Annotated in this window: 9 protein-coding genes; 1 reads left to right on the plus strand and 8 read right to left on the minus strand. The window is 50.2% G+C overall.

From position 1 onward, the window contains the following. The 8 genes from AC6R1O_RS17545 to msrA form a co-directional block, all read right to left on the minus strand. Positions 1-434: DUF2806 domain-containing protein (locus AC6R1O_RS17545; RefSeq protein WP_500657504.1), on the minus strand; the 434-nt coding region annotated here is incomplete at its 3' end. A 315-nt stretch (positions 435-749) separates the two neighbouring features. Then, positions 750-1,253, minus strand: a complete 504-nt coding sequence (locus AC6R1O_RS17550; RefSeq protein WP_500631178.1) for a DUF3299 domain-containing protein — start codon at positions 1,251-1,253, stop codon at positions 750-752. Positions 1,254-1,255: 2 nt separating this feature from the next. Then, positions 1,256-2,515, minus strand: coding sequence for an ABC transporter permease (locus AC6R1O_RS17555; protein WP_500631179.1), 1,260 nt, complete (start codon positions 2,513-2,515; stop codon positions 1,256-1,258). After that, positions 2,512-3,219, minus strand: coding sequence for an ABC transporter ATP-binding protein (locus AC6R1O_RS17560; RefSeq protein WP_500631180.1), 708 nt, complete (start codon positions 3,217-3,219; stop codon positions 2,512-2,514). Before AC6R1O_RS17560 ends, AC6R1O_RS17555 begins: the two co-directional genes overlap by 4 nt. 72 nt (positions 3,220-3,291) lie before the next feature. Next, a complete protein-coding gene (gene zrgA, locus AC6R1O_RS17565; protein WP_500657505.1) occupies positions 3,292-3,957 on the minus strand; it encodes a zinc uptake protein ZrgA in 666 nt (221 codons plus the stop codon). Between the two features lie 46 nt (positions 3,958-4,003). Beyond that, positions 4,004-4,306 carry a DUF2607 family protein gene (locus AC6R1O_RS17570; protein WP_500631182.1) on the minus strand — a complete coding sequence of 101 codons (303 nt, stop codon included), beginning with the start codon at positions 4,304-4,306 and terminating at the stop codon, positions 4,004-4,006. A gap of 76 nt (positions 4,307-4,382) precedes the next feature. Beyond that, entirely contained in the window at positions 4,383-4,934 is a 552-nt protein-coding gene (locus tag AC6R1O_RS17575; RefSeq protein ID WP_500631183.1) for a YtfJ family protein, read from the minus strand. A 110-nt stretch (positions 4,935-5,044) separates the two neighbouring features. Then, a complete protein-coding gene (gene msrA, locus AC6R1O_RS17580; protein ID WP_500631184.1) occupies positions 5,045-5,665 on the minus strand; it encodes a peptide-methionine (S)-S-oxide reductase MsrA in 621 nt (206 codons plus the stop codon). A gap of 117 nt (positions 5,666-5,782) precedes the next feature. Between msrA and AC6R1O_RS17585 the strand changes: the two genes are divergently transcribed. After that, positions 5,783-6,739, plus strand: a 957-nt coding sequence (locus AC6R1O_RS17585) for an autotransporter assembly complex protein TamA (RefSeq protein WP_500657506.1), incomplete at its 3' end; no start/stop codon positions are given.

Here is a 6,739-nt window from a genome sequence, read left to right on the forward strand (position 1 = left end):
GGCGTCATATCTTGCAGCACTTTTAGGGCTTTCATCGACGTGGAGCCAGGGTTGGTGACTTCACGCTTCAGCACCTGAGCCCACAAACGTTGCATAGCGCTGTTGTGCACCTCTTGCGCCATATCGAAGAATCGATACAACCAATCTTGGTCAGGATCGCCTGCGGTTTCGTTCTTACATGAGGTGTGAGCAAGCTTTAGGATCTGCTCAAGGTTTTTCTGTCTGAGCTCTTTGCGTTTACGCTCGCGCAACAAAGCGCGTTCGAGTGCCGTTTTTTCCGGTGTTTGCGCTTGCAGCATGGCATCCAACCCATATTGCTGGGCGATGGTGAGGATACGGCTGGCGCTGTCTTTGACGTAGCTGGACTTTTTTTCTTGCTTATCGGTGTGGGTAGCGTCGTGCTCAATCACAACCGGCTTATTTGGCTCAGACATGATGATATTCCTTAGCAGTCATATCGTTATTAAATCATATTGCACAGCGATGCCGGATGCTACCCGCCATAGAGTGTGATGCTTATCCGAATAAGATTATAAAAATATCACTATCACGAATGATAATAAGTTGTTAAAATTGTTGCTATTGTTTTGGAGGGCTTTATGAAGTTTTCAAGTGATGAAAAACTGAAAAAGCACCTGCTAATCGCCTTTTTACTCCTGACTTATCTCGGGATCCTAGCGTATCTCTCTCGATATCTGACCTAAGCTGGGCGTTTAACAGGTTGCTTTATTGTTAATGGATTCGAGGGGTTACTGATCGTCGTACTCAGTAATCGCGGTGCCTTCAATCAGGTAACCCGTTTCGGCCAACTCATGACTCATGGTTTCTGTCTTGAGCGTACCGACCACATAAATCACGTCCCACAGCTGTTGCACTGGTGCCCCTTGAGGGAACTTCACGTAAATGATCTGGTTTGGTGGCGGTGGCGGTACGTGAATACAGGCACCAAAGTAAGGTACAAGCAAGAATTCGGTGACCTTCTCTGCATCTCCTTCTAAAGGAATGACAAAGCCAGGGATTCGCACTGTGCTGCCGTTAAGATCTTGGCGCACGCCACCAATCTTTGATTGCTCCATCGTGCCACCTGAGTGGTCTACGTTCGGATCCGGCATGCCGAATGAGTCAAACTGGTTGCGTTCATTCTCTGGTACGAGATCGATCCACTCTAAGGTTAATGGCTCCGAGGCGTGGCTGAAAAAGCTGGTCATTACCATGCTTATTGCCAGCATAAATATAGAAACTATTTTGGTCATAATTACACTCTAATTGTCATTCCATCACTGAGAGATTGCCTGTAGGCGCGCAACGCGGGAATAAAGCCAATGACGGTTCCCGCCAGTTGAACAGCACCAAGTAGCATCAGTTCATACTGGGACAATATCTGCATTTGTAGGTTGATGCCATAGCTTTGTTGGATAATCGGCGCGGCAATGGCGAGCGCGAGATACAAGAAAGCGGTGCCGGTTAAGATGCCGATGAAGGTCAGCGTACTGGCTTCTAAAATCAGCAAACTAAAGACATGGCGCGGTCTTGCGCCCATCGCGCGGAGAATCGCCATCTCTCGGCGGCGCTCTTGTAGGCTGGTTAACAGGCTCGACAGCATCCCCAATAACCCGGCGACCACCACAAAGCCAGAGACGGCCATCAGCGCTTGTTCGGCGACTGACATCATGCTCCACAACTCATGCAGAGCGATCCCCGGCATGATCGCGCTGAGCGGCTCTTTCGGGTAGGTGTTGATGGCACGCTGCAAGCTGAAGGTCTGAATTTTAGACTTTAGCCCGATCAGCATCGCAGTGATTTGTTTCGGCTGGAAGTCCATGCTGGCCAACTGATCCGCGTCTGGGTTGTTGCCCATATTGGCGCCGCTTTCCCACCCCACATGAATGGCTTCAATCGCCTCTAGCGAGACATGCACCGTTTTGTCTACGGGTGTGCCGGTGGGCGCTAAAATACCGACGACAGTAAAAGGGGCATTCTCATGACGGTTAAACGCCACATCACTAATGCCATGCGCAATGATGATCTCTTCACCGACTTTATAGCCCAGTTCTTTGGCCACATCGGCGCCAATCACCGCTTCCAGTAAAGATTCAAACTCGCGCCCTTGCTTGATGACCAGCGGCTGCTTTTGTCCGTATCGATAGTGTTCAAAATAGCTGTGGTTGGTGCCCATCACGCGAAAACCTCGGTGCGAGTCACCTAGCGAGATAGGAATGGCCCAGTCGACCGCGCGATGTTGGCTAAATTCTTTGTAACTTTGCCAATCGATATTATTGGTCGCGTTGCCAATTCGAAACACGGAGTAGAGCAGCAGATTGACCTGCCCAGAGCGTCCACCAACAATCAAATCTGTGCCTGAAATGGTATTGGCAAAGCTGGATTTGGCTTGGGTTCGAATTCGCTCGACACCCAGTAGCAGCACGACGGAAATGGCCACGGTCAAAATGGTCAAGATGGCCGTCATTTTTCGGTTGCGTACACTTTTAAACGCAAGGCTGAGAGTCGGGGTCATACCTGGGCTCCTGCTTGATTGATCTGTTGTAAGTCGAGCGTGCGATCAAATTGCGCTTCTAAGGTCGGGTCATGACTCACAAACAGCAGGGTAGAGTTGGCTTGGTTGACTTGCTCAAGCAACAGTTCAATAAAAGCGCTGCGGTTGTTGTAATCGAGCGCAGAGGTCGGCTCATCGGCAATAATAATTTGTGGCTGACCGATCAAGGCTCTAGCGGCTGCGACGCGTTGCTGCTGACCAATACTCAGTTCCACCACAGGTTTATTGATCAGTGCCTGTGGCAGACGTAATTTATCCAATAGCTGTTTGGCGTTCTCTTGCAATGATGGGGTTACTTGGCTGCGTCTTAGCGCTGAAAACTGGCACGGCAGCATGACATTTTCCAATACGCTCAAATAGGGCAGCAAATTGAACTGCTGGAAGATGTAGCCTATTTGGTCGGCGCGAAAACGGTCACGAGCACTGCCTGAAAGGGCAGACAGCTCATGGCCAAGAACTCGAACTTGACCATTTGAGGTGCTATTGATGCCAGTGAGTAAGCCAAGCAGTGTTGATTTCCCGCAGCCACTTGGGCCTTTGATAAACAGATGTTCGCCGCGATTCACGGTTAACGACGGGATGACTAATGTTGGCTCACTGTTGCCAGGCCAGGTGTAACTTACTTGGTTTAACTCGACAACGGGATGCGCTTCTTTTGTCGCCATGAAGAGTCCTTGAGCTTGAAGGCGGCCCAACAGTTGGGCCGCGAATGAGGGTTAATGCTTAAACATCAACGATTAAAATGCAATACGAGTTTGACCTTGACCGAGTTTCAATGCGGCTTGCGTTTGATCGGTCAATAGGTTCACGCTGATCGCTTCCGTTGATGGGAAGTGGTTAAACCATTGCGTGTCGATGCTATTAAGCGCTTGAATGCTTTCACACTCATAGTGGTACTCGATGGTGAATTCACCGTGACCACCGTGCGACTCGTGATCGTGTGAGTCATGATCGTGCTTATCATGGTCATGGCTGTCGTGATCGTGTGAGTCATGATCGTGTTTATCGTGGTCATGGCTGTCGTGGTCATGGCTGTCGTGATCGTGTGAATCATGATCGTGGTCATCGTGCCCCTCTTCACCGAGTGTATGAGAGACAGAGCGATGCTCAAGGCGACAGTTGGCCTGTGAGGCCAGCGTGAAAATGGTGCTTGCATCGTTGAGTGTGGTGACGGCGCGGCTTAGTGTCTCTTTTTGCTCATCGGTGCTTGGTGCGTGTTCAAAACCGACGACATCGGCGCCGGGAGCGGTGATTTCGATCAATAGCTCTTTGCCATCTTGGGCAATGTTAAACTCCACTTGACCATGGACGTGGGCATCGTGCTGACGAAATGTCTCTTCGGCAAAGGTGGTGGTTGAGAAAGCAAGCGTCATACCCAGTGCGATTGGTGTGAATGTGTTCATGTTAATTCCTGTGATGATTCATTAAAGGTTTGCCCAACATCGGGCGTTAAAAGGTGCATGAACCTAAGGTGGGTGGCGAGCGAGCTAGGTACGCAAAGGTGCCGAGTTGACGAGAGTAACGAGGCAGCGCCGTCAATACCGAAAAGCGGCTGGGTAACAGGACAACGATAAGCAGCGCGGCCATGATGCCGTGATGCAAAGCGAGAAACAGCTCGCATTGATGATGGGTGTGGTGATCAGGGTGATGATCTAAGGCGTGTTCCACAGACGCGAAGCTGAGCCATAAGGTCAGCAAGATCGTGGTGAACACGATCAGAGTTCGGTGTGGCGTCGAGAAGAACAATCGCATTATCGGCACATCATCAAAAGCAAACAGGAGCTGTTATAATATAACAACTCCTGTCAGCCGAACAATCGAAACTGTATTACAGATTGTCACGCACAAGATTGAGTACCGTCTCAATCTCAGTCTCAGAGAGAGTGCCTTCTTTGACAAACAGTACTTGGCCTTGCTTGTCTTGCACTATGATCGCCGACGATTTCTCTGCCAGTGCCCATGCGTTGGCCACTGCCCCTTCTTCATCTAACACCATGGAAGACCAAGGAAAGGACAGCTTGCTGTCTTCAGCCGAGGATTTGACGAAAGAGCCCGTCCCCCAAATCGCATCATCTTGGTTAATGATTGAGGTCGTTTGATACTGATCCTCTGGAAATTTTGCCGCCGTAATGGCCGCCATCAGTGGGGCGTTCATCTCTTTGGCGCTGCTACGACCCGCGATCGCTTGGATCACTCTGACCTTGCCCACCAGGTCAGTCGATGACCAAGGGGCAAAGCGGGTTTGGTCACCATCAAGCAAAATTTCACCGTGACTGCTGACGTCCACCGCGGGTACGGCTTGGCCAACCGTCAGGTTGTGCGCAAAGGAGAGCGCTGGAGAGCAAGCCAGCATGAGAGCGAGTAGGGTTTTGTTTTTCATTATGTTCTTCCTTTTATGGTTGCGGAAAAAGTATATACCCTAAATAGACAAAGGGTAGGAATTGTCCTTATTCCTACCCTTGAAAATGTGAATGAGGCAAAATTCGCCGCTTAGATAAAGCAGACGCCCGTTCCACCTAGTCCACAATAGCCGTCTGGGTTTTTGGCTAAATATTGCTGGTGGTACTCCTCGGCGAGATAGTAGGTACCCGCGGGTAAAATGTCGGTGGTAATGGCGCCAAACTGATCGCCGAGCAACGCTTCGTAACGCGCTTTAGATGCAATGGCGGTTTGGTATTGTTCATCGCTAAATAGGTAGAGTGCCGAGCGATACTGAGTGCCGATATCATTGCCTTGACGCATGCCTTGAGTCGGGTCGTGACGCTCCCAGAATTTCTCCAATAAGGCGTCAAAGCTTAAGCGGCTAGGATCAAACACTACGCGTACCACTTCAGTGTGGCCAGTGTTGCCGGTACACACTTCATCGTAAGTGGGGTTGGGAGTAAAACCACCGGAGTAGCCGACCGAGGTAGTGATCACGCCATCAAGTTGCCAAAACAGGCGTTCGGCGCCCCAGAAACATCCCATGCCGATCAAGACTTCCTCGCAACCTTGTGGCGCTGGTGCGGTCATATTGGATTGATTGACGAAGTGAGTGGGGTTGATGACCATTGGTGTTTCTCGACCGGGTAGGGCAAGATTGGGGTCGATCATGGTCTGTTTGCCTGCCATTGAATTGTCCTTTGTCAGTTATTTGAAAATAGAGCCGCTCATCTGCTGTTTTCGTACAGACTTATGAATTCACTGGCGCTATTATTTTGGTCATTACGTTTGGGTACCTAATTAAGCATGATAAGAACCTCTTTACCAGCACTGTTAACGCTCTTTCTCTCTACAGGGGCACTCGCGCAAGAGGTCTCTTTGTCGATTCTTGGTTTGGACGGCGAGTTAGAAGATAACGTCGAGGCGTATTTATCCTCGATCCCCGAAAAGGAATACAGTACCGGTCTTCGTTTTCAAGCTCGTCTCGAGCGCACCATCACCGAAGCGTTGAATGCGCTTGGTTATTATCACCCAGAGTTTACGTTTCAAGTCGGAAAAGAGAGCACAGAGCTGAGCGTTACGGTGCAGCCCGGCGAGCCAATCTTGATTGAGAAAGTCGATGTCCAAATCGCCGGTGAAGCGGCCAATGATGCCGACTTCAGTGCCTTGATTGCCCAAAGCGGTTTGGTCGAAGGTGCTAGGCTCAATCACAGCCAATACGACGCGCTGAAATCTGGGATTCGCAATTTAGCGCTGCGCAAAGGCTACTTTGAAGGCGATTATCAAGTCAGCCGCCTAGAGATTGCACCTGAGTTGAATCAAGCCTTTATTCGCCTCTACTACGACAGCGGTATGCGCTATGCGTTTGGTCGAAATACCATTAGCGGCAGCCAAATCCGCGAGGACCGTGTGGTGTCCTTATCCCCCTATGAAGAGGGCGAGCCCTATTTGGTCTCCAAAGTGGGGGAATACAACCAAAATCTCTCCAATACTGATTGGTTTTCATCGGTGTTTGTCGAGCCTGATCTGAGTTACCTAGGTCAAACTCGTGAGCTGCCGATGAAAGTGTCACTCGCCCCACAAGCGCGCAATCAAATCGAGACGGGTATTGGCTACTCGACCGATGTGGGCGTGCGTGGCACGCTCAAATGGAAAAAGCCTTGGGTGAACGATAAGGGCCACAGCTTTGACAGCAGTTTCTCTTTGTCGATTCCAGAGCAGACCATCACCGCAGGCTATAAAATACCGCTGCAAGACGCGCTC

Source organism: Vibrio sp. R11-SG3-ISO3-SZ, assembly GCF_059834345.1.

Coding starts and splice junctions, on each gene's coding strand:
- AC6R1O_RS17550 (WP_500631178.1), bottom strand. CDS start 1,253: ATGACCAAAATAGTTTCTATATTTATGCTGGCAATAAGCATGGTAATG.
- AC6R1O_RS17555 (WP_500631179.1), bottom strand. CDS start 2,515: ATGACCCCGACTCTCAGCCTTGCGTTTAAAAGTGTACGCAACCGAAAA.
- AC6R1O_RS17560 (WP_500631180.1), bottom strand. CDS start 3,219: ATGGCGACAAAAGAAGCGCATCCCGTTGTCGAGTTAAACCAAGTAAGT.
- zrgA (WP_500657505.1), bottom strand. CDS start 3,957: ATGAACACATTCACACCAATCGCACTGGGTATGACGCTTGCTTTCTCA.
- AC6R1O_RS17570 (WP_500631182.1), bottom strand. CDS start 4,306: ATGCGATTGTTCTTCTCGACGCCACACCGAACTCTGATCGTGTTCACC.
- AC6R1O_RS17575 (WP_500631183.1), bottom strand. CDS start 4,934: ATGAAAAACAAAACCCTACTCGCTCTCATGCTGGCTTGCTCTCCAGCG.
- msrA (WP_500631184.1), bottom strand. CDS start 5,665: ATGGCAGGCAAACAGACCATGATCGACCCCAATCTTGCCCTACCCGGT.